Source organism: Streptomyces sp. SCL15-4 (genome assembly GCF_033366695.1).
Classification (GTDB): Bacteria; Actinomycetota; Actinomycetes; order Streptomycetales; family Streptomycetaceae; genus Streptomyces.
Map to the genome: position 1 here is coordinate 4,678,587 of NZ_JAOBTQ010000001.1, position 20,329 is coordinate 4,698,915.

The window sequence follows — 20,329 nt, forward strand, 5'->3', positions numbered from 1 at the left end:
CCAGGTCACCCGTTCGGGGGACGGAGAGCGGGTAGGCTCGCCATTCCAACCCGTACCCCATCCGCCCGCACCTGTTGAGGAGTACCAAGGGATGACGCCCGGCGACAACGGCGCGAGCACGCCCGAGGACGACGACCCGTTCGGCTACCTGTACGCAGACGGCCAGGCCCGGGGAGCCCAGCCGCCGTCCGGTGGTTACGGCTACCCGAACTCGGTCAGCAGGGTGCGCACGGTCGGCGAGCGCCAGTACGGTCAGCAGCCGGGGTCCTACGGCCAGCCGCCGCAGGGCACGTACGGCCAGGGCGTCCCGCAGCAGGGGGCCTACGGCCAGCCGAACGCCCACTACCAGGCCCCGGAGACGCTGCCCGGCGGCGCGCCCCCGGCCGGCCGCCGTTCCGCCCCGCCCGCGCCCGGCCGCCGCGGCCCGAACACCAAGGGCCTGCTGATCGGCGCGATAGCCGTGGTCGCCGCGGTCGTCATCGGCATCAGCGTCGCGATGTTCAACGACACCGACGACGACAAGTCCGGCGACCAGGCCACCCCGGCCCCGACCCAGTCCCAGAGCCAGTCCCCGAGCCCGTCGGGCAGCAGCTCGCCCACGGCCGGAGAGCTGCCGAAGACCGACGCGAGCGCCCTCCAGCTGGCGGGCGGCGCGGCGAAGGTGTCGGACGTGCAGGGGGCGCAGGCCGCCGGCGGGATCTACGTGGGCGGCCTGAACACGGCGGGCGCCTCGGTGACCTGGACGGTCGACAACATCCCCGAGGACGGCGCGTACACCGTCTTCACGCGGTACAGCGTGACCGGTGAGGACCAGTCGATGACGGTGTCCGTCAACGGCAAGGAGTTCGGCAGCAAGATCCGGTTCAAGAACTGGCGGAGCGCGGCCGACGGCGACTTCGCCAAGGGCTGGACGAGTTCCTACGTGTGGCCCAGCCTGAGCAAGGGCCGCAACACCATCTCGGTCTCCTGCCAGCCCGGCGACAAGTGCAACGTCCTGCTGGACCAGATGTGGATCAAGAAGGGCCGGGTCACCCGCTAGGTGTGCTGTCCGGACAGCACACCTAGGCCGCGCCGGCCACTCCCGTGATGCGGACCCGGCCGAGGAGTTCCGCGTACACGGCCCGGTCGAACTCGCCGGCCGCCGGGGCCCGTACCGTCGCCGCCGACAGGGCGGTCGCGCGGATCAGGCGGTCCGGCCACGGGATGCCTTCCGCCAGACCGGAGAGCAGGCCGGCCACCGCCGAGTCGCCGGCGCCGGTCGGATTGCCGGGGACGCGGGCCGGCGGGGCGGCGCGCCAGTGGCCCTCGGGGGTGACGGCGAGCAGGCCCTCCGCGCCGAGGGAGGCGACCACCGCGTGCGCGCCCCTGCGGCGGGCGTCCTGGGTGGCGCGCAACGGCTCGTGGGAGCCGGTGAGTTCGGCCAGTTCCTCGGCGTTCGGCTTGATGACGTCCGGCCGGGCGGCGACCCCGCGGCGCAGCGGCTCGCCGCTGGTGTCCAGCAGCACCGGCACGCCCGCGGACCGGGCCGCGCGGACCAGGCCCGCGTACGCGCCCACCGGCACCCCCGGCGGCAGGCTGCCGCACAGCGCCACGGCCGAGGCATCCGGCAGCAGCTCCTGGTACCGGCGGAGGAAGCCCGCCCACTCGGCCGGGGTGATCTGCGGGCCCGGCTCGTTCAGCTGGGTGGTGTCGCCGGTCAGCTCGTCCACCACCGCGACGGTGCGCCGGCTCGCCCCGGAGACCGCCACCAGCGCGTCCGCCGGGCCGCCGGGCACCTCGGCCAGCATCGACCGCAGGGCCTCGCCGGTGCCGCCGCCCGCGAAGCCGGTGACCGTGACCTCGTGGCCGAGGGCGGCCAGCACCCGGGCGACGTTCACGCCCTTGCCGCCCGGGCGTTCGGTGACCTCCGAGACGCGGTGCGAGGCGTGCGGCCGCAGCGACCGCACGCGGTAGGTGATGTCGAGAGCGGTGTTCAGCGTGACCGTGAGGATCACCCGGGCCGACCTCCCTCGAAGTCCGTGCGGTGTCTGCGGTTTCCGGGGCCTCGATCATGCCAAAGAGACGGCCACCGGCCCAGTGCGCGGGCAGGTCGTCGTCTCCTCGACAGGGTTACGGATCAGGGCAGTTGGGGCGCTACCACCCATTCGCCCCGCCGCATCACGCCCTTCAGCCGGAAGTCCGCGTCCAGCAGCACCAGGTCGGCGTCCTTGCCGGGCTCCAGCGAGCCGACCCGGTCGTCCAGGCCCAGCAGGCGCGCCGGGTTGGCCGACAGCGCGGCCACCACGTCCTCGACCGGCAGCCCGTCGACGGTCACCGCCCGCCGGAACGCCCGGTCCAGGGTGAGCGTGGAGCCCGCGATCGAGCCGCCCTCCACCAGCCGGGCCACGCCGTCGCTGACCTCGACCTCCAGCGGGCCGAGCAGATAGCGGCCGTCGCCGCTGCCGGCCGCGTCCATGGCGTCGGTGATGAACGCGACCCGGTCCGCGCCGGCGTGCCGGAACGCCAGTTCCAGCGCGGCCGGGTGCAGATGGACGCCGTCGTTGATCAGCTCGACGGTGACCCGCTCGTCCTCCAGCAGCGCGGCGATCGGGCCGGGCGCGCGGTGGTTCAGCGCGGGCATGGCGTTGAAGAGGTGGGTGGCGACCGTGGCGCCCGCGTCGATGGCCTCGGCCGTCTGCTCGTAGCTCGCGTCCGTGTGCCCGATCGCCGCGATCACGCCGTGCTCGGCGAGCAGCCGTACGGAGTCGATGCCGCCGGGCAGTTCGGTGGCGAGGGTGACCATCTTCGCGTGGCCGCGCCCGGCGTCGATCAGCTTGCGGACCTCGGCCGGGTCCGGGTCGCGCAGCAGCGCCTCGGAGTGCGCGCCCTTGCGGCACGGCGAGATGAACGGGCCCTCGAAGTGGATGCCCGCGATCTCGCCCTGCTCGGCCAGCTCGCCGAGCAGGGCGGCCTGGCGGACCAGCAGGTCCATCTCCTCGGTGACGGTGGAGGCGACGAGCGTGGTGGTGCCGTGCAGCCGGTGGGCGTGCACGGCCGTCAGGACGTCCTCGGCCGTGCCGGCGAAGGAGGCACCGCCGCCGCCGTGGTTGTGCAGGTCCACGAAGCCGGGGACCAGCCAGTGGCCGGTGACGTCGACGACCTCGGCGCCGGCCGGCGCGGTGGCGGCGATGCGGGTGCCGTCGACCGCCAGCCGGCCGTTCTCCACGGTCCCGGTGGGCAGCACCACGCGCGCGCCGGTGAGCACCTGTGGCGTCGTCGTGGCGGAGCGCGCAGTTCCCCGCGTCCCTCTCGGGGCGCCGTCCGGGGCCGGAGTTTCCCGCTCGGTTGCCATCAGGTGCTTACCTCCGGAGTCGTAGGAGTGGTCGTCAGCAGGTCGCGGGCCAGCAGCCCCGCGCCCAGGCAGCCGGCGCTGTCGCCGAGGGCGGCGGGGACGAGGGCGGGCGCCTTCTGGAAGGTGATCCGTCGCCGGACGGCGTCCCGCAGCGGTCGGAACAACACTTCCCCCGCCTCGGCGAGCCCGCCACCGATGATCAGCGTGCGCGGGTCCAGCAGGGTGACGGCGGTGAGCAGGCCGTCGGCGAGCGCGTCCACCGCCTCCTGCCAGACCCGGACGGCGTTCGGGTCACCGGACGCGACGGCCCGGGCGCAGTCCGCCGCGTCCGCGTCCGGGTTGCCGCAGGCCGCGGCCCAGGCCGCGCTGACGGCGGCGGCGGAGGCGTACCGCTCCAGACAGCCGCGCTGTCCGCAGGGGCAGTCGGTGCCGCAGGGCCGTACGACGATGTGGCCGATCTCGCCCGCGAAGCCGTGCGCGCCGGACTCCACCCGCCCGCCGATGCCGATCGCGCCGGCGATCCCGGTGCCCAGCGCCAGGAACAGGAACCGGTCCGTGCCGCGGCCCGCGCCGATGCGGCCCTCGGCGAGACCGCCGGTGCGCACGTCGTGGCCGAGGGCGACGGGCATGGCGAGCCGGTCGGCGAGCAGCGAGCGCAAGGGGACGTCCCGCCAGCCGAGGTTGGCGGAGTAGACGGCGGTGCCGTCGGCTTCGTCGACGATGCCGGGGACGGCGATGCCGGCCGCGCCGGCGGGCTCGCCGTACTGCTCGGCGCCGTGCGCGCGCAGGTCGGCGGCGAAGTCGAGGATGCCCGCCACGACGGCCTCCGGGCCGCGGTCGCGGCCGGTGGAGCGGCGGTCGCGGTGCAGCAGCGTGCCGTCGGCGCCGACGAGGGCCGCCTTCATCCCGGTACCGCCCACGTCCAGGGCGATGACATGTCTCACCACCCGCCTAGTGTGACCCTCCCACCCGCGAGAGGTCTAGTCCACTCACGTGGTGTAGACCTTATGTGTCCATATGTTGAACGGTCAGACGGCAGGGTTGGGGCTTTGAGGGTGCGTCGGGGTACGGCAGGAACGATCGCGGTGGTGTCCGCACTGGGCATGACGGCGGTTCTCGGCGGCTGCGGGAGCACGGGCTCCTCGGAGGTCACGCTCAGACTCGTCGCCGCCGACTACGGCGACTCCGCTGGGCACAGCTCCAAGAAGTACTGGGACGGCCTGGTCAAGGACTACGAGGCGAAGCACCCCGACGTGCAGGTCGAGGTCAGCGTCTACTCCTGGAACGACGTCGACCGCAAGGTCAAGGAGATGGTCGACGCCGGGCACGCCCCCGACCTCGCCCAGATCGGCGCCTACGCCGACTACGCAGCCGCCGGCAAGCTCTACCCGGCCTCGGAGCTGCTCTCCATCCGCACCCAGGCCAACTTCCTCTCCCAGCTCTCCGACGCCGGCCAGTGGAAGTACACGCAGTACGGCATCCCGTTCGCCGCCTCCACCCGCGTGCTCTTCTACAACAAGACCCTGTTCGCCAAGGCCGGCATCACCCCGCCCGGCACCTGGGCCGAGCTGGCCGCCGACGCCGCGGCGCTGGAGAGCAAGGGCGTGAAGTACCCCTTCGCACTGCCGCTCGGCCCGGAGGAGGCCCAGGCCGAGACCATGCAGTGGCTGCTCGCCGGCGGCAACGGCGGCAGCGGCTACACCGACGACATCGGCACCTACACGATCGACTCCGCCACCAACGTCTCCACCTTCACCTGGCTCAAGGACGAGCTGGTCGACAAGGGGCTCACCGGCCCCGTCGCCCCCGGCAGGCTCAACCGCGCCGACGCCTTCGCCGCCTTCGCCGACGGCAAGGTCGGCATGCTCAACGGCCACCCGACGCTGATCCAGCAGGCCGCCAAGAAGGGTGTGAAGTTCGGCACCGTGCCGATGCCGGGCCGCACCGGCAAGGCCAGGGCCTCCATGGGCGTCGCCGACTGGATGATGGCCTTCAAGCAGAACGGGCACCGCGACCAGATCGGCGACTTCCTCGACTTCGTCTACTCCGACAAGAACGTCCTGGACTTCTCCCGCACCTACGGCCTGCTGCCCGTCACCAGCTCCGCGTCCAACGCCATGAGCGCCTCGGACCGGCCCGGCGACAAGGTCCTGCGGCCCTTCCTGGAAGAGCTGCCCAGCACCGAGCTGTACCCGGTCGGCAAGACCTCCTGGGCGGCGGTCAGCGCGGCCGTGAAGCAGAACATCGGCCAGGCCGTCGCGCCGAACGGCAGCCCCTCCGGCGTGCTGACCCGGCTCCAGTCGACGGCCACGGCGGCCGACAGCAGCACCGCGAACTGAGCGCGCCGCCCCGGCCGGCCGCTACCGTGGCCGGCATGGAACTGGGCAGCCGCGAACGAGCCATCCTGGCGCTGGAGCGCCGGGCCTTTGCCGGGCCCGGCGCGAAGGAGCGCGCCATCCGCGAGGAACTGGACCTGTCCCCGGTCCGCTACTACCAGCTCCTCAACGCCCTCTTGGACGACGAGCGCGCCCTCGCCCACGACCCGGTCACGGTCAACCGCCTGCGCCGCGTCCGGCAGGCGCGCCGCGCGGAGCGCTGACCTCCTGCTCCGGCCGAGGCGTGAGCCCGGCCCGCGCCGGATACTGTCCCGGTATGGACCCTCTGCCCCTTCCGCAGACCCGGACCGGCCGTGACGGACTCGCCGCGCTGCTCGCGCGGCCGCGCACCGCGCTGATCGGCCTGGACTTCGACGGCACCCTGGCCCCCATCGTCGCCGACCCCGAGCAGGCCCGCGCCCACCCCGACGCCGTGCCCGCGCTGGCCGCCCTCGCGCCCGGGATCGCCTCCGTGGCCGTGATCACCGGCCGGCCGCCCGAGGTCGCCGTCCGCTACGGCGGCTTCGCCGGCGTCCCCGGCCTGGAACACCTCACCGTCCTCGGCCACTACGGCGCCGAACGCTGGGACGCGGCCACCGGCACCGTCACCGCGCCGCCGCCGCATCCCGGCGTGGCCGCCGCCCGCGCCGAACTGCCCGGCCTGCTGGAGCGGGCCGGCGCCGGCGACGGCGTCCGGATCGAGGAGAAGGGCCGGGCGCTCGCGGTGCACACCCGCCGCGCCGCCGACCCGCAGGCCGCCTTCGACTCCCTGCGCGCCCCTCTCGCCGACCTCGCCGGCCGCCACGGACTGATCGTCGAACCCGGCCGCATGGTGCTGGAGCTGCGCCCGCCCGGCATGGACAAGGGCGTGGCCCTCCTGGACCACGCCCGTGCCGTCGGCGCCGGCTGCGTCGTCTACGCCGGCGACGACCTCGGCGACCTGCCCGCCTTCACCGCGGTCGACAAGCTCCGCGCCGACGGCGTCCCCGGCCTGCTGATCTGCAGCGGCAGCACGGAGGTCACCGAACTGGCGGAACGCGCCGACCTGGTCGTGGACGGCCCCGAAGGAGTCGTCGCACTGCTGCGGAGCCTCGCCGCTCAGCTCGGCTGAGCGGTCAGGGCCTGAAGCTGGTCCAGGAACCAGCGGGCGGGCGGCAGCGCGGTCGCGGCGGCGGACAGCCGCTTGGACCGGGCCGCCCGCTCCTCCGCCGGCAGGGACAGCGCCTCGTGCAGCGCCCGCGCCGTGCCCGTGATGTCGTACGGGTTCACCGTGAACGCGTCCTCGCCCAGCTCCTCGTGCGCCCCGGCCTCCCGGGACAGCACCAGCGCGCAGCCCTCGTCCGAGACGACCGGGACCTCCTTGGCGACCAGGTTCATGCCGTCCCGGATGGGATTCACCAGCGCCACGTCGGCCATCCGGTAGGCGGCCAGGGAGCGCGCGAAGTCGTCCTTCACGTGCAGCACCACCGGCGTCCAGCCCGCCGTGCCGTACCGCTCGTTGATCCGGTCCGCCACCCGCCGCACCTCGGCGGTGTAGTCGCGGTACACGGCGAGGTCCTGGCGGGAGGGGTAGGCGAACGCCACGTGGACGACCTTCTCCCGCCACTCCGGGTGATCGGTCAGCAGTTCCTCGTACGCCAGCAGCCCGCGCACGATGTTCTTGGACAGCTCGGTGCGGTCCACCCGGACGATCGTCCTGCGGCCCGGGCCGACCTCCTCGCGCAGCGCCGCCATCCGTTCGGCCACGTCCTCACGGTGCGCCCGCTCACGCAGGAAGTCCGCGTCCGCGCCCAGCCCGTGCACCCCGATCAGCGTGCCGGAGGGGATGCCGGGCCCCAGCACCTGACGGCAGCAGGCCGTGAAGGCGTCCGCCCAGCGCCGGGTCAGGAACCCGGCCCGGTCCGCGCCCAGGATGCCGCCGAGCAGCTCGGCCGCGATGTCGTCGGGCAGCAGCCGGAAGTAGTCCGGCGGGGCCCACGGGGTGTGCGAGAAGTGGCCGATGCGCAGGTCGGGCCGGAGCCGGCGGAGCATCCGGGGGGCCAGCGCCAGGTGGTAGTCCTGGATCAGCACCGCCGCGCCCTCGGCCGCCTCCTCGGCCAGCGCCTCGGCGAACGCCCGGTTGTACGCCTGGTACGACGCCCACTGCCGGCGGAACTCCGCGTCGAACACCGGCTCCAGCGGGGTCTGGTACAGCAGGTGGTGGACGAACCAGAGGACCGAGTTGGCGATGCCGTTGTACGCCTCGGCGTGCACGGACGCGTCGATGTCGAGCATCCGGACCCGCTGACCGCCGGTGTCCGCGGCCGGCAGCAGCCCGCCGTCCGCGCGCCGCACGGCCGCCCGGTCGCCGTCGCCCAGCGCGGCGCACACCCACACCGAGCCCGCGTCCGAGCCGATGGCGGACAGCCCCGAGACCAGCCCGCCGCCGCCCCGCCGGGCGTCGAGCGAGCCGTCCTCGCGGAGCTGATAGGAGACCGGGCCGCGGTTCGAGGCGACCAGTACCCGAGCTTGTTCGGCAGTGCGCGTGGAAGCCATACGCCTCAACCTAGCCCGGCCCGTAAACCCTCAAACGTGCGATCCACCTGCGAAGTCGGTCGTATACGGACCGTTCACGCCACCTTCCGGTCGGCGTACTCCGCGATCTCCACCATGGGCGGGCGCTCCTCGGTGTCCACCGAGTAGGTCCGCGGCTCGAAGCCGTCCTCGCCCCGCTCGAACTGGGTCAGCGCGGGCCGCACCAGATGGCCCCGGGCCAGCCGGAGCTGGGCCGTGCGGTAGATCGCGGCGGCCATCCGGCCGAGGGCCTGGCCGTCCTGGTGGCGGTGCTTGCGCACGCCGACGTCGACCTGGGCCAGCGCGTCCAGGCCGGCCAGGTGCAGCGCGTCCACCAGCATGCCCAGCTCCACGCCGTAACCCACCGGGAACGGCAGCTGCTCCAGCAGCGAGCGGCGGGCCGCGTACTCGCCGCCGAGCGGCTGCACGAAACCGGCCAGCTGCGGCCAGTGCATGTTCAACAGCGGCCGGGCCATCAGCTCGGTGACCCGGCCGCCCTGACCGGCCGACCCGGCGAGCGGCCGGTCGTACATCGCCTTGACCAGGTCCACCTCCGGGTCGGTGAGCAGCGGCCCGACGATCCCGAGGACGAAGTCGGAGGAGAACTCCTTGAGGTCGGCGTCGACGAAGCAGACGATGTCCCCGCCGGTCACCAGCAGCGAGCGCCACAGCACCTCGCCCTTGCCGGGGACGGCCGGGAGCCGGGGCAGGATCTCGTCACGGTGCACGACCCGGGCGCCGGCCCGCGCGGCGACCTCGGAGGTGCGGTCGGTGGAGCCGGAGTCGACGACCACGATCTCGTCGACGAGCGGAATCTGCTCCACGAGGTCGTGGCGGATGACGGCGACGATGTCGCCGACCGTCTCCTCCTCGTTGAGGGCGGGCAGCACGACGCTGATCGTCTGGCCCGTGCGCTGCTTGGCGGCCAGCACCCGGTGCGGCGGGCGGTCGGCCACGGACCAGGAGCGGCGGCTCAGCCAGCGCTCGACTTCTTCCAGCACGGTCGGCGGCTCCTCACTGTCACGACCACACGTCACCGTGTGATGCATCTCGCGGTTCGGACGACTATCTCAACTGTCCTGGCCTTCGGTTACAGTCTTGAACAACGCCGATGACCATCGCATGTCGGGGGGTCAAGCGGCGTTGACAACCACATACAGCTCATCCAGAGGGGCAGAGGGACACGGCCCGATGAAGCCCCGGCAACCCTCCAGCCGATTCTCGTCTTCTTCCGAGCGAGGCTCCCGGCTAGGGAAGGTGCCAAATCCGTCTCACGGCGAGATGCGTCGTGAGGAAGATGAGGAGAAAGGGCCTCGCCTCACATGGCTGTGCAGACAGTTGCCACCCCCAGCGACTCCACCGTGGACCTCGGTCCCGCCTCGGCCCTCAGCTGTCGCGAGTGCGGCCACCGGGTGCCGCTCGGACCGGTCTTCGCCTGCGAGGAGTGCTTCGGCCCGCTGGAGATCGCTTACGACTTCTCCGCCTACGACACCGAGGAACTGCGCCGGCGCATCGAGGCCGGCCCCGCCAGCATCTGGCGCTACGCCCCGCTCCTGCCGGTCCCGGCCGACGTCGCGGAGAAGCCCAATCTCAACCCCGGCTGGACCAAGCTGGTCAAGGCCGACAACCTCGCCGGCGAACTGGGCGTGACCGGCGGCCTGTACGTCAAGGACGACTCCGGCAACCCGACCCACTCCTTCAAGGACCGGGTCGTCGCCCAGGCCCTGGAGGCCGCCCGCGCCTTCGGCTTCACCACGCTGTCCTGCTCCTCCACCGGCAACCTCGCCGGCGCCGTCGGCGCCGCCGCCGCCCGGGCCGGCCTGCGCTCCTGCGTGTTCATCCCGCACGACCTGGAACAGGGCAAGATCGTCATGGCCGCGGTCTACGGCGGCGAACTCGTCGGCATCGAGGGCAACTACGACGACGTGAACCGCTTCTGCTCCGAGCTGATCGGCGACTCGGCCGGCGAGGGCTGGGGCTTCGTCAACGTCAACCTGCGGCCGTACTACGCCGAGGGCTCCAAGACCCTGGCGTACGAGATCTGCGAGCAGCTCGGCTGGCGGCTGCCCGACCAGATCGTCGTCCCGATCGCCTCCGGCTCCCAGCTCACGAAGATCGACAAGGGACTCCAGGAGCTGATCAGGCTGGGTCTGGTCGAGGACCGGCCGTACAAGATCTTCGGTGCCCAGGCCGAGGGCTGCTCCCCGGTCTCCACCGCCTTCAAGGCCGGCCACGACGTCGTCCGGCCGCAGAAGCCGGACACCATCGCCAAGTCCCTGGCGATCGGCAACCCGGCCGACGGCCCGTACGTGCTGGACGTGGCCCGCCGCACCGGCGGTGCCGTGGAGGACGTCACGGACGAGGAGATCGTCGACGCCATCCGGCTGCTGGCCCGCACCGAGGGCATCTTCGCGGAGACGGCGGGCGGGGTGACCGTCGGCGTGACCCGCAAGCTGCTCGAGGCGGGGCTGCTGGACCCGGCGAAGACCACGGTCGTCCTCAACACCGGTGACGGCCTGAAGACCCTGGACGCGGTGGCCGGGACCGGCCTGACCGCCACCATCCGCCCGACCCTGGACTCCTTCCGAGAGGCTGGCCTCGCATGAGCGTGACCGTTCGCATCCCCACCATCCTGCGCACCTACACCGGCGGCCGGGCCGAGGTCCCGGCCGAGGGCGCCACGCTCGGCGAGGTCATCGCGGACCTGGAGAAGAACCACACCGGGATCGCCGCCCGCGTCCTGGACGACCAGGGCAAGCTGCGCCGGTTCGTCAACGTGTACGTCAACGACGACGACGTGCGCTTCGAGCAGGGCCTGGAGACGGCGACCCCCGATGGCGCCGGCGTGTCGATCATTCCCGCGGTCGCCGGCGGCTGATCCTTTCCGACGGCGCGGCCGGTCACCGACCGTCCACTCGATTGCCCCCTCCGTAAGAGAAACGGAGGGGGCAATTCTGCGTGATTGAACGCGGTAGAGTTGGGGAACACGGTCGCGGCCCGATGGTCGCGAGCCCTGGATTCATGCCGCGCGCCCGATAAGAAGTAGCCAAGTTGTGCGGGTTCTGCGCGGCTTTTGTGGCTTTTATGGGGCCCGACTTGCCCTGGAGTCGGGTGAATTCTCGCCATATTCCGGACCCCGCACGTCCAGAATTCTCGTCCGATTGACCTGTTGCAGACGGCAGTTGGACAGATACATTCAGCCGCGGTCGACGCGTTCCGGCGCACGCCCCCGACCAGTTGGGGGGTGAGGTCTGACCCGGGTCCGCGAAGTGTGGATCTGTGCAAGGGCCAGTAATAGGGGAGTTAGGCATGGCTCAGGGCACCGTCAAGTGGTTCAACGCGGAGAAGGGGTACGGCTTCATCGCGGTCGACGGTGGTGCGGACGTCTTCGTCCACTACAGCGCGATTCAGATGGACGGCTACCGCACCCTGGAAGAGGGCCAGCGGGTCGAGTTCGAGATCTCGCAGGGCCAGAAGGGTCCGCAGGCCGACATGGTTCGCGTCACCGCCTGAATGTTTTCGCGTGAAGGGCCCGCACCTCACAGAGGGTGCGGGCCCTTCGCCGTGCCCCCGGCCGCGCCCCGGTTCCGGTGTTCGCGGGCGGCTGACGGGCGCCGTCCACCCGGCCGGGCGCTTGCACTCGACCATGCCGAGTGCTAATCATTGCGTTAGCACTCTGAAGGTGAGAGTGACAGCGAAGGACCGGGTCGGTGAGGCCCGCAGGCCGGGTGGGGCAAGGAACCACGAGGCCGGCGAGCCGTCCGTCGCGGGCGCGGGCGCGGTCCGAAGGAATCACCCCCAGTCCTGGAGGGACCACTTCACATGGCCAAGATCATCGCGTTCGACGAGGAGGCGCGGCGCGGCCTCGAGCGCGGCATGAACCAGCTCGCGGACGCCGTGAAGGTGACGCTCGGCCCCAAGGGCCGCAACGTCGTCCTCGAGAAGAAGTGGGGCGCGCCCACGATCACCAACGACGGTGTCTCCATCGCCAAGGAGATCGAGCTCGAGGACCCGTACGAGAAGATCGGCGCCGAGCTGGTCAAGGAAGTCGCCAAGAAGACGGACGACGTCGCCGGCGACGGTACGACCACCGCGACCGTGCTGGCCCAGGCCCTGGTCAAGGAGGGTCTGCGCAACGTCGCCGCCGGTGCCAACCCGATGGCTCTCAAGCGCGGTATCGAGAAGGCCGTCGAGGCCGTCTCCGCCGCCCTGCTGGAGCAGGCGAAGGACGTCGAGACCAAGGAGCAGATCGCCTCCACCGCGTCCATCTCCGCCGCCGACACCCAGATCGGCGAGCTGATCGCCGAGGCCATGGACAAGGTCGGCAAGGAAGGCGTCATCACCGTCGAGGAGTCCAACACCTTCGGTCTCGAGCTGGAGCTCACCGAGGGTATGCGCTTCGACAAGGGCTACATCTCCGCCTACTTCGCGACCGACATGGAGCGCATGGAGGCGGTTCTCGAGGACCCGTACATCCTCATCGCCAACTCCAAGATCTCCGCGGTCAAGGACCTGCTCCCGCTGCTGGAGAAGGTCATGCAGTCGGGCAAGCCGCTGCTGATCATCGCCGAGGACGTCGAGGGCGAGGCCCTGTCGACCCTGGTCGTCAACAAGATCCGCGGCACCTTCAAGTCCGTCGCCGTCAAGGCCCCGGGCTTCGGCGACCGCCGCAAGGCCATGCTCGGCGACATCGCCATCCTCACGGGCGGCGAGGTCATCTCCGAGGAGGTCGGCCTCAAGCTGGAGAACGCGACCCTGGACCTCCTGGGCCGCGCCCGCAAGGTCGTCATCACCAAGGACGAGACCACCATCGTCGACGGTGCCGGCTCCTCGGAGCAGGTCAACGGCCGGGTCAACCAGATCCGCGCCGAGATCGAGAACAGCGACTCCGACTACGACCGCGAGAAGCTCCAGGAGCGCCTGGCCAAGCTCGCGGGCGGCGTGGCCGTCATCAAGGCCGGTGCTGCCACCGAGGTGGAGCTCAAGGAGCGCAAGCACCGCATCGAGGACGCCGTCCGCAACGCGAAGGCCGCCGTCGAGGAGGGCATCGTCGCCGGTGGTGGTGTGGCCCTGCTGCAGGCCTCCCAGGTCTTCGAGAAGCTGGAGCTCGAGGGTGACGAGGCGACCGGCGCCAACGCCGTGCGCATCGCCCTGGAGGCCCCGCTGAAGCAGATCGCCGTGAACGCCGGCCTCGAGGGCGGTGTCGTGGTGGAGAAGGTGCGCAACCTGACCCCGGGCCACGGCCTGAACGCCGCGACCGGCGAGTACGTCGACCTGGTCGCCGAGGGCATCATCGACCCGGCGAAGGTGACGCGCTCCGCGCTGCAGAACGCCGCGTCGATCGCCGCGCTGTTCCTCACCACCGAGGCCGTCATCGCCGACAAGCCGGAGAAGGCCGCGGCCCCGGCCGGCGGCGGCATGCCGGGCGGTGACATGGACTTCTGATCGACCCGAGGGTTGATCACCTGTCCCACCACCGAGGGCGGTACCCCCGGCTTCTGGCCGGGGGTACCGCCCTCGGGCGTTGCCGCGGGACGTGTTCAGGGGGCGATGCGGAGGGCCGTGAAGCGGGGCCAGGCCGCCGTCCCGGCCGTCTCGTCGCGGACCGCCAGGGACACGCCGCCGCTGGTGCGGGCCGGGTCGGGGTGCTCCGTGGCCCGGGCCACCACCGCGTGGCCGCCGTCCACGGTGACGCGGACCCCGCCGGGGGAGACCTCCAGGGTCAGCCGGTGCCGTGCCGCCGGGGTGAGCTTGCCGGTCGTGACGCGTGCGGTGCCGCCGGCCGGGCGTTCGGTCACCCGCAGACCCGCCTCCGAGACGGTGACCGAGACGGGGTGCAGGCTGCCGTGGCCGACCTCGATCGACGCGCTGGTCCCGGTGCCGCTCAGCCGGCCGACGGTGGCGGTCACCCGGTAGGTGTTCCAGTCCGCCGTGCCCAGGGGCAGGTGGACGGCCGACACGTACGTGCCCTGAGCCGCCCCCGTGCCGGTCAGCGCCGTGAGGCCGGTGCCGGAGGGGCTGCCCGGGAACTGCCACTGCTCGGGGTTGCGCAGCGGCTCGGGAATCTCGGCGGGCGAGCGGCAGATCCGCTCGTTCAGCCGCTCCACGAAGGCGTCCGTGGACATCGTCCGCAGCACCTCCAGGCGTTCCACCCGGCGCGCGGCGGCCGCGCGGGGCCCGGCCGGCAGGGGGCGCGAGGAGACGTTGGTCAGCGAGGCGGTGAAGCGTTCCCGCAGCAGCCGTTCCAGCACGGAGGTGTTCCGGGCGGCGAGGTTGGTCGGCCCGGCCGTCTCGGAGAACGGGTAGGCGAACAGCCGGGGCGCCGGCAGGTGGTGGCCGGAGAACGCCCGCAGCGACTCGTCCAGGTCGCCGCGCACCCGGAGCCGGTATTCGTTCTCCGTCTCCAGCCGCTTCTCCTTCGGCAGCCAGAGCCGGTTGGAGAGCACCGACCCCTGGTGCCCGGCGGCGTCGACGGCCGCCCGCTCGTGGCTGAGGTGCGTGTGGTCCTGGAAGTCCCAGCGCCCGGATGACTTCATCCGGTCGATCTCGGCCCAGGACAGGTAGTAGGGGCGGTGGGTGCCGACGGCTCCGGTGATCAGGAAGGACGCCGCGTGCATCCTGTGCCTGGCGAGGACCTGGTCGGCGTGCGCCCACAGGCCCCGGGTGCCGTCGTCGAAGGTGAGGTAGACGGTGCGCGGCGCCGGTGACGCGCCCGTGGTCAGGTAGCGGGTGAACTCCTCGGTGGTCAGGGAGCGGTAGCCCGCCGCCGCCAGCGCGGCCAGCTGGGCGTCCAGTTGCCGCGGGGTGAGGGTGTAGTCGTTGGTCGGATCCGGGTTGATGTCGTGGTAGGCGAGCACGACGGGTGCGCCGGCGCGGGCCTTGACGATCCCTCCGCCCGCCCCGTCCGTCTCGACGACGGGTGGCTCGGACTGGGGGGACACCGCGCGCCGGGCGCCGTCGTAGCTCCACGCGCCGACGAACGGTGTCGCCACCACGACGGCGGCGAGGGCGCTCAGGGTGCCGCGTACCGCGTGGCGGCGCAGCCGGCGGCCGGGCCCGGTCGTACGGGGCCCGCCGTCCCGGGTCACGGAGAGCCTCCGCGGGTGAGGACGACGTAGTAGAGGGCGAGCACGGCGGCGGCGGAGAGTACGGCGCCGGTCAGCCGGAAGACGTAGCCGATTCCTCTGCGGACCCGGCCTCGCCGGGATGGGTGCGGCGTCGACGGTGTGGCGGTCATGCTCATGCGGGAGTCCTCGTCCAGATTCCACGGCGGAGGGTGAGAGCGGCGTACGGCAGCAGCCAGGCCAGGACACAGCAGGAGAGCAGGCTCATCAGGGGCCGGTAGCGCCAGCGCCGGTCACCCGGGTTGTCGCACCGGAACGCAAGGCCCCAGATGCTGCCCTTGAGCAGCATCCCGGCCACGTAGAGCGCGGTGAGCCCGGCCGCCCAGTGCAGCGGGGCCCACACCAGGTGCAGGAAGACCAGGGCGGGTGCGGCCAGCACCCACAGGGCGTGGCCGTAGTACAGCAGGGCCGGGACCGGGCCCCGGCGCCACATGAAGCCGCCGGTGAAGAACAGGTTGCGGATGAAGCTCTTCTTCCAGCGGACCTGCTGGTGGAGGAAGGGGCGCCAGTGCGCGGGCACGTTGGTCCACACCCGGGCGGACTTGGTGTAGCCCACGAGCCAGCGCCGCTCGGGGTGGTCCTGCCCGGTGACGAACGGCGAGTCGGCGTGCCGTTGTTTGAGGGCGCGCCCGCGCCAGGCCTGGCCCAGCACGTACCCGGTCAGCTGCCGGTCGGTGGCGAACCGGAACGGGACGCCCGCGAACCGGTCCTCCGCCCAGGCGGGCAGGTAGTTGTAGACGGCCTCGCGGCGGAAAGCGGCGAGCGGCCCGGAGACGCAGCTGACCGCCCCGTACGCCGCCTCGGCCGCCTTGGCGATCCGGAACTGGCCCTCGTACCAGACGTCCTGGACGCGGGTCAGCGGGCTGCCGTGCGGGTTGAGGGCGCGGCAGTGTCCGCTGAGGGCGCCGAGGTCCGGGTGGCGGACCATGGCCGTCACGCAGTGCCGGATCGCGTCCGGGGCCAGCACGCAGTCGGAGTCGGTGAACACGAGGATGTCGCCGTCGGCCAGCGCGCAGGCCCGCACCAGGGCCGCCTTCTTGCCGATGTTGCGGTCGAGCCGGATGACGGTGATGCCGAGTTCGTCCGCGAGGCGGTCGAGGACCGCGCCGGTGCCGTCCCGGGAGCCGTCGTCGACGACCACGATCCGGAGGTCGGGATAGTCGGAGGCGGCCATGGAGCGCACGCACGCCTCGACGTTGCCGACCTCGTCCTTGACCGCGAGGAGAAAGCTGACCCGGGGGCGTCGCGGCAACCGCGGGAACGTCTCGTGGCCCGGTGCCCGGCGGCGCAGGGTGCGCACCGCCGGGTCGTCGTACTGGGTGTAGGCGAGGTAGAGCAGGCCGGCGGTGCCGGTCAGCACGGCCAGGCCGTAGCAGGTGATCAGGCTCGGCTCGTACGGCAGCCGGACCGAGCGCCGGGCGATCAGCAGCAGGACCGGCACCAGCGCGAGCAGCCCGAGCAGGCGCACGAGGGCGGCCCGCTCCCGCGGGGCCATCCTCTCCAGGGCCCCGCCCAGGCGGGCTCGCAGCCGGTGCAAGGGGGAACCGGCCGCGGCGGACGCCGTGGGCAGGGGGTCGAGTACGGCGCTCACCGGACCGCGGCGGGGGTGGCGGGGCGGATGCGGTGCCGGGTGTCCAGCACCCGCGGGACCGCGTCCAGCCAGCGGAGATCGGTGTCGGGGTGCACGGTGTGCACGATCACCAGGTCCCATGCCTCCTCGTGCGGGTCCGTCACGGACCGCAGCTCCCGGCCGTCCACGGTCAGGCTCGGCACGTGGCCGTCGCTGTAGTGGGCGTCGGCGCCGCGTTCGGCGAGCAGCCCGAGCAGCCGGAGCGCGGGGCTCTCGCGGACGTCGGACACACCCGGCTTGTAGGCGGCCCCGAGGACCAGGACGCGGGCGCCGTCGAGCGGGCGGCCGTCGGCGCGCAGCCGGTCGGCGGCCTGTCCGGCGATGTGCGCGGGGCGCTCGCGCAGGGCGGTCATGGCGCAGCTCAGCACCGGGGCGGCCGGTCCGCCGGGCGGCAGCTGGTGCAGCAGGTAGTACGGGTCGCAGGGGATGCAGTGGCCGCCGGCCCCGGGGCCCGGGTAGAACGGCATGAAGCCGTACGGCTTGGTGGCGGCGGCGTCGATGACCTCGACCGGCGCGAGGCCGAGGTGCGCACAGGCCTCCGACAGCTCGTTGGCGAGGGCGATGTTCACCGCGCGGAAGATGTTCTCCCAGAGCTTGGCCATCTCGGCGGTCTCCGGGTCGGGCACTTCGTGGATGCGCGAGGCGGCGGCCCGCAGCACCAGGGCGGCGGCCCGCGCGCCGACCGGTCCGGCGCCGCCGACGATCCGCGGGGTGGTCGGAGGGGTGTGGCGTTCGTTGCCCGGGTCGATGCGCTCGGGGGAGAAGGCGACGAGGACGTCCTGCTCGGCCGTCAGACCGCGCTCGGCGAGCGGGGTCAGCAGCAGTTCCCGGGTGGTGCCGACGTGGCTGGTGGAGGTCAGCACGATCAGCTGGCCCGGTACGGCCCGCTGGACCACGGCGGCGCAGGCGGCGCGCAGGGCGCGCAGGTCGGGCCGCTGGTCCTCGGTGACCGGGGTGGGGACGCAGATGATGACGGCGTCCGCGCGGGGAAGGACGTCGACGTCCGTGGTGAGCGGGAAGTCGCCGGTGTTCTGGGTGCAGGCCAGGGCGGCGTGCTGGGCCGGGAGGAGGTCGACGTCACCGCTGCGGATGTCGGCCAGCCGCTGTGCGCTGATGTCGACGCCGAGGACGGTGGCGCCGGAGTCCAGCAGGCCGAGGGCGGTGGGCAGGCCGACGTAGCCGAGGCCGACGACCGCGACGGTCAGTCCCCGCAGAGGGGCGGGATCCGTTTCGCCGGCCGCGTCGAGGCGGTCGGTCCAGCGCGTGACCCCGGGCCCGGCGACGGGCGCCCAGGTCACTCCGCTGCTCGTGTTGGGTTGCGTGATAGTCACTCCGTGTTATTTAAGGCTCGCGGCTCGGTCTCCAGGGCGGCGCGACAGGGGAGGCGGGGCAATTCACCCGGGTGGGGGTGGCGTGTGGCCGGGCTCACAGGGGCGTGCGGGCCGGGCGGGGAATGGGGCGCCGGGGTGCAGGCATTACTTAAGGTGCTGCAACAATGCGCACGCACATACCAGCCGGTAAGCCCGTCCACCCGCTAGGAGCCCCCATGACCGCAACCACGCCCGCCCTCTCCCGCGCGGCCCGCGTCCTGTCCCGCCCCGTCCGGCTGAACGGCCTCACCGTCCCCAACCGGATCGTGATGGCGCCGATGACCCGGATGTTCTCCCCGGGCGGCGTCCCCGGCGAGGACGTGCGCTCGTACTACGCCCGCCGCGCCGCCGCCGGCGTCGGCCTCATCGTCACCGAGGGCACCTACGTGGGCCACGAGTCGGCCGGCGAGAGCGACCGCGTCCCGCGGTTCCACGGCGAGGAGCAGCTGGCGGGCTGGGCGAAGGTCGCCGAGGACGTGCACGCGGCCGGCGGCACCATCGTCCCGCAGCTGTGGCACATCGGCATGGTCCGCAAGCAGGGCCAGCGGCCCTACCCGGACGCCCCGGCCATCGGCCCCTCCGGCCTGGCCGCCGCGGACGCCGAGCCCACCGGTACGGCGATGACGCAGAAGGACATCGACGACGTCGTCGGCGCCTTCGCCCGGGCCGCGGCCGACGCCGAGCGCACAGGCTTCGACGGCGTGGAGATCCACGGCGCCCACGGCTACCTGCTGGACCAGTTCCTGTGGGCCGGCACCAACCGCCGCACCGACGCCTACGGCGGCGACCCGGTGGCCCGCACCCGGTTCGCGGCGGAAATAGTCGCCGCGGTCCGCGCGGCGGTCTCGCCCGGGTTCCCGGTCATCTTCCGCTACTCGCAGTGGAAGCAGCAGGACTACACCGCCCGCCTCGCCGAGACCCCCGGCGAGCTGGAGGCCGTCCTCACCCCGCTCGCCGAGGCCGGCGTCGACGTCTTCCACGCCTCCACCCGCCGCTACTGGCAGCCCGAGTTCGACGGCTCCGACCTGAACCTGGCCGGCTGGACCAAGAAGATCACCGGCAAGCAGGTCATCACCGTCGGCTCGGTCGGCCTCGACGGCGACTTCATCAACGCCTTCCAGGGCGAGGGCTCCCCGGTCAAGAGCATCGACAACCTCCTGGACCGGCTGGAGGCCGACGAGTTCGACCTGGTGGCCGTCGGCCGCGCGCTGCTCCAGGACCCCGAGTGGGCGGCCAAGGTCCTCGCCGACCGCTTCGACGAGCTGAAGCCGTACGACGCCTCGGCGGCCAAGACCCTGAGCTGAGGCACCGCTACAGATTGCCCAGCGGCTCGATGTCGACCCGCATCGGCGTGCCCCACACCCGCAGCACCTCGTAGTCGGTGAACTCGTGGACGAGCCGGTACGCCATGGCGGGCCGGGAGCCGCGCCGCTGGGCCGCGAGATAGGCCTCCGCCTCGTGCCGGTCCCGGCGGGGCGTCCCGCAGAGCTGCCACTCCTGGCCGTTCCACAGCTCCGGCAGCCATCGCTGCTGGGGCTGCGGGCGCTCCCCGCGCACGCCGTACCGGGAAGGCGCGGTGGGAGCGGGTTCCGCCGGGTGGTGGCGGCCGCCCTGGTACTCCGAGCGGCGGGCGGCCCGGCGCCGGGTCTCGCACAGCAGGCACAGATCCGGCGCGCTCTCGTCCACGGGACCCTGCGGGTGCTCCGGGCAGCGGGTGGCGGGCGCGCCCGTGGCAACGCTGTCCTCCAGCAGGTCCAGGGCGCGCCGCAGATCGTCCTTGATCTCGTGCAGCCGGGCGTCCGGTGTGTCGGCGGTCAGGGCCTCGCCGTGCTCCCCGAGCAGCCGGAGAGCCCGTCCGAGGGCGGTGAGCTGGGCGTGGTTCATATCGGTCGGTCGCCTCCTCCCCTCCATGGTGCCCCGGCCCGTCCGGCACCGTCGCCCGGTCC

General features: G+C 72.7%; 19 protein-coding genes and 1 riboswitch. Of the genes, 9 read left to right on the forward strand and 10 right to left on the reverse strand.

Features of this window, described 5'->3' with window-relative positions:
• Positions 1-91 precede the first annotated feature (91 nt).
• Positions 92-1,039 (forward strand): carbohydrate-binding protein, encoded by a 948-nt coding sequence (locus SCK26_RS20670; protein ID WP_318202785.1) that lies wholly within the window; start codon positions 92-94, stop codon positions 1,037-1,039.
• Between the two features lie 22 nt (positions 1,040-1,061).
• Here SCK26_RS20670 and SCK26_RS20675 read toward each other — a convergent pair whose 3' ends face one another.
• From SCK26_RS20675 to SCK26_RS20685, 3 genes are all read right to left on the reverse strand, one after another.
• Positions 1,062-1,994 (reverse strand): 1-phosphofructokinase family hexose kinase, encoded by a 933-nt coding sequence (locus tag SCK26_RS20675; RefSeq protein WP_318202786.1) that lies wholly within the window; start codon positions 1,992-1,994, stop codon positions 1,062-1,064.
• A 122-nt stretch (positions 1,995-2,116) separates the two neighbouring features.
• Complete coding sequence (gene nagA, locus SCK26_RS20680) at positions 2,117-3,244, reverse strand: N-acetylglucosamine-6-phosphate deacetylase (RefSeq protein WP_318202787.1); 1,128 nt, start codon at positions 3,242-3,244, stop codon at positions 2,117-2,119.
• Between the two features lie 86 nt (positions 3,245-3,330).
• Positions 3,331-4,275 (reverse strand): ROK family protein, encoded by a 945-nt coding sequence (locus tag SCK26_RS20685; RefSeq protein ID WP_318206057.1) that lies wholly within the window; start codon positions 4,273-4,275, stop codon positions 3,331-3,333.
• A 141-nt stretch (positions 4,276-4,416) separates the two neighbouring features.
• On the opposite strand from SCK26_RS20685, the gene SCK26_RS20690 reads away from it, so the two are divergent.
• The 3 genes from SCK26_RS20690 to otsB are packed head-to-tail and all read left to right on the forward strand — an operon-like array spanning position 4,417 to position 6,817.
• A complete protein-coding gene (locus tag SCK26_RS20690) occupies positions 4,417-5,670 on the forward strand; it encodes an extracellular solute-binding protein (protein ID WP_318202788.1) in 1,254 nt (417 codons plus the stop codon).
• A gap of 35 nt (positions 5,671-5,705) precedes the next feature.
• Positions 5,706-5,930, forward strand: coding sequence for a DUF3263 domain-containing protein (locus SCK26_RS20695; protein WP_318202789.1), 225 nt, complete (start codon positions 5,706-5,708; stop codon positions 5,928-5,930).
• A gap of 53 nt (positions 5,931-5,983) precedes the next feature.
• Positions 5,984-6,817, forward strand: a complete 834-nt coding sequence (otsB, locus tag SCK26_RS20700; RefSeq protein ID WP_318202790.1) for a trehalose-phosphatase — start codon at positions 5,984-5,986, stop codon at positions 6,815-6,817.
• On the opposite strand, the gene SCK26_RS20705 is transcribed toward otsB, so the two are convergent.
• Together SCK26_RS20705 and SCK26_RS20710 are read right to left on the reverse strand one after the other, a co-directional pair.
• Positions 6,805-8,241, reverse strand: a complete 1,437-nt coding sequence (locus SCK26_RS20705) for a trehalose-6-phosphate synthase (RefSeq protein WP_318202791.1) — start codon at positions 8,239-8,241, stop codon at positions 6,805-6,807. The two genes, otsB and SCK26_RS20705, sit on opposite strands and share 13 nt — an antisense overlap.
• Before the next feature lie 74 nt (positions 8,242-8,315).
• Positions 8,316-9,260 (reverse strand): glucosyl-3-phosphoglycerate synthase, encoded by a 945-nt coding sequence (locus tag SCK26_RS20710; protein WP_318202792.1) that lies wholly within the window; start codon positions 9,258-9,260, stop codon positions 8,316-8,318.
• Between the two features lie 157 nt (positions 9,261-9,417).
• Positions 9,418-9,563: riboswitch (SAM riboswitch) on the forward strand.
• An 18-nt stretch (positions 9,564-9,581) separates the two neighbouring features.
• Between SCK26_RS20710 and thrC the strand changes: the two genes are divergently transcribed.
• The 4 genes from thrC (at position 9,582) to groL (ending at position 13,704) form a co-directional block, all read left to right on the forward strand.
• Complete coding sequence (gene thrC, locus SCK26_RS20715) at positions 9,582-10,865, forward strand: threonine synthase (protein WP_318202793.1); 1,284 nt, start codon at positions 9,582-9,584, stop codon at positions 10,863-10,865.
• Positions 10,862-11,137, forward strand: a complete 276-nt coding sequence (locus SCK26_RS20720; RefSeq protein ID WP_318202794.1) for a MoaD/ThiS family protein — start codon at positions 10,862-10,864, stop codon at positions 11,135-11,137. The genes thrC and SCK26_RS20720 overlap by 4 nt, the downstream gene beginning before the upstream one ends.
• Before the next feature lie 431 nt (positions 11,138-11,568).
• Positions 11,569-11,772, forward strand: coding sequence for a cold-shock protein (locus SCK26_RS20725; RefSeq protein WP_004986573.1), 204 nt, complete (start codon positions 11,569-11,571; stop codon positions 11,770-11,772).
• A 309-nt stretch (positions 11,773-12,081) separates the two neighbouring features.
• Positions 12,082-13,704 (forward strand): chaperonin GroEL, encoded by a 1,623-nt coding sequence (gene groL, locus SCK26_RS20730; RefSeq protein WP_030779546.1) that lies wholly within the window; start codon positions 12,082-12,084, stop codon positions 13,702-13,704.
• Between the two features lie 95 nt (positions 13,705-13,799).
• Here groL and SCK26_RS20735 read toward each other — a convergent pair whose 3' ends face one another.
• From SCK26_RS20735 to SCK26_RS20750, 4 genes are read right to left on the reverse strand one after another with little or no spacing between them, the layout of a single operon-like run.
• Positions 13,800-15,347 (reverse strand): polysaccharide deacetylase family protein, encoded by a 1,548-nt coding sequence (locus SCK26_RS20735; protein WP_318202795.1) that lies wholly within the window; start codon positions 15,345-15,347, stop codon positions 13,800-13,802.
• Positions 15,344-15,502 carry a hypothetical protein gene (locus SCK26_RS20740; RefSeq protein WP_318202796.1) on the reverse strand — a complete coding sequence of 53 codons (159 nt, stop codon included), beginning with the start codon at positions 15,500-15,502 and terminating at the stop codon, positions 15,344-15,346. Before SCK26_RS20740 ends, SCK26_RS20735 begins: the two co-directional genes overlap by 4 nt.
• Positions 15,499-16,911 (reverse strand): glycosyltransferase, encoded by a 1,413-nt coding sequence (locus SCK26_RS20745; RefSeq protein ID WP_318206058.1) that lies wholly within the window; start codon positions 16,909-16,911, stop codon positions 15,499-15,501. The genes SCK26_RS20740 and SCK26_RS20745 overlap by 4 nt, the downstream gene beginning before the upstream one ends.
• A gap of 59 nt (positions 16,912-16,970) precedes the next feature.
• Positions 16,971-18,344: a nucleotide sugar dehydrogenase gene (locus SCK26_RS20750; protein WP_318202797.1), complete on the reverse strand. Its 1,374-nt coding sequence runs from the start codon at positions 18,342-18,344 to the stop codon at positions 16,971-16,973.
• Between the two features lie 215 nt (positions 18,345-18,559).
• Between SCK26_RS20750 and SCK26_RS20755 the strand changes: the two genes are divergently transcribed.
• Positions 18,560-19,687 (forward strand): NADH:flavin oxidoreductase, encoded by a 1,128-nt coding sequence (locus tag SCK26_RS20755; protein ID WP_318202798.1) that lies wholly within the window; start codon positions 18,560-18,562, stop codon positions 19,685-19,687.
• A gap of 7 nt (positions 19,688-19,694) precedes the next feature.
• On the opposite strand, the gene SCK26_RS20760 is transcribed toward SCK26_RS20755, so the two are convergent.
• A complete protein-coding gene (locus SCK26_RS20760) occupies positions 19,695-20,267 on the reverse strand; it encodes a hypothetical protein (protein ID WP_318202799.1) in 573 nt (190 codons plus the stop codon).
• Positions 20,268-20,329 lie beyond the last annotated feature (62 nt).